Raw genomic sequence first — 2,018 nt, forward strand, 5'->3', positions numbered from 1 at the left:
CGCCAGTGTGAGCGATGCCGCAGGCAATGAAGCTACTGCCACAGGCACTGGTGAAATAGATACCATTGCACCGACGCTTGTACTTACCAGCCCAGGCTCAAGTAACGACATCACCCCGACATTTAGCGGCACAAGCGATGCGGTTGAAGGCACCGTTATTAACTTCACCGTAGTGGATGATTTAGGCAATACACAAACCTTCACCACCACTGTGGATGCTGATGGTAACTTCTCTATAGAAGTACCGACTGCCTTGGCAGAAGGGCCGTACACGATCACCGCCAACATCAGCGATGTGGCAGGCAACAGCACTGATATTGCGAGCAATGGCACCATTGATACCACAGCACCAAGTGTGAGTGTAGATGCGCCGTTACTAACCAACGACAGCACGCCGACAGTGACAGGCACCAGTGATGCACCTAACAGCACCATCACGGTGACGTTTACCGATGCAGCGAATACCACACAAAGCATTGATGTACAAACCGATGCTAATGGTAACTGGAGTGCGACACCAACAGGTACATTAGCTGAAGGTGACTACAGCGTCAGCGCTAGCATCACCGATGCCGCAGGCAACACAGGCACCGGCACGGACAGTGGCGAAGTAGACGTAACCCCGCCAGCACTTGCCTTTACGCCAACGTTTGAGCTTGGCTTATTAGTCACATTAAGTGGTACGTCTGACTTGCCAGCAGGTAGTGAAATTACTATTACCGAGCAACTTGTTAACGGGGGTATTGGTGCAACTTATACCACTACAACCGATGCGGATGGCAACTGGTCATTAGTCGGATTAGATGTATCGTTACTTGATGTTGGCTCAGTGATCGCAACAGCGACCGATGCCGCAGGTAACACGCGTACAATTAGCTCAGACGACTTTGATAACACACCACCAACGCTTACTGTTGAGGTTGACGCACAAAGCGACAGCAATACGCCAATCATAAGCGGCACAAGTGACGCAGGTGAGGGTGCGCAAGTGACCATAGTGGTTACTGATAGCGCAGGCAACCCACAAACTATCACCGCCCTTGTGGATGCAAACGGTGATTGGAGCGCCACACCAGCGACACCATTAAGTGAAGGTCAAAGCACCATTGAAGTAAGTGTACGCGACAGTGTTGGCAACGAAACTACAGTGAGTGACACCACCACTATCGACACGCAAGCGCCACTACTCACCATTCAAAACGTAGGCGATGTCAGCGACTTAACACCAGAGCTTCAGGGCACCAGTAATGAAATTGGTGGCACTGTTACACTCACCGTGACCGACAGCGACGGCGTAGTGCAAACCATTACCACCACAGTTGAAAGTGATGGCCACTGGGACATTGAAATCCTAAGTGCGCTTGCGCAAGGTGACTTTACTGTAAGCGCCAGTATTACGGATGCTGCAGGCAATGAGAGTACAGCAAACAGCAGTGGCAACGTGGATACCATCACCCCGGTTGTGAGCGTGGATGCACTGGGCCTTGGCAATGACAGCACTCCAGTGATTAGTGGTACCTCAACAGAGCCTGAAGGCACGGTTGTAAACATTGTTATTACTGACAGCAACGGTGATGAACACCCAATCACCGCCACCGTGGATGCAAACGGCGATTGGCAAGCAACCAGCCCTGAATTACCGGATGGAAGCTACACCGTGCAAGCCAGTATCACCGATGATGCAGGCAATACTGGCGGTGCAGTTCAATCAGGCAACCTAGATACCTTAGCGCCAACTCTGACGTTAGACACAGTCGGCGCCACGAACGACAGCACGCCAACAATCAGCGGAAGCAGCAATGCGCCAGCGGGCACAGTAATAAACATCAGTGTAAGCGACGGCACCACAACAGAAACGTTTACCGCAACAGTACAAGCCGATGGCAGTTGGTCAGCAGATGTACCGAACGCGCTAACTGATGGTCCACTCACTATCGAAGCAAGCGTCAGTGACAGTGCAGGCAACACCACCACGTTAAGTGAAGGCGCAACATTGGATACCAATGCACCGAGTATTA

Annotated in this window: 1 protein-coding gene; it reads left to right on the forward strand. The window is 51.7% G+C overall.

The window, feature by feature from the left end; all coding sequences use genetic code 11:
• Window positions 1-2,018, forward strand: a 2,018-nt coding sequence (locus tag I6F47_RS20125; RefSeq protein ID WP_197184440.1) for a beta strand repeat-containing protein, incomplete at both ends; no start/stop codon positions are given.

Source organism: Pseudoalteromonas sp. NZS37, from assembly GCF_015864265.1.
In the GTDB taxonomy this organism is placed as follows: Bacteria; Pseudomonadota; Gammaproteobacteria; order Enterobacterales; family Alteromonadaceae; genus Pseudoalteromonas; species Pseudoalteromonas arctica.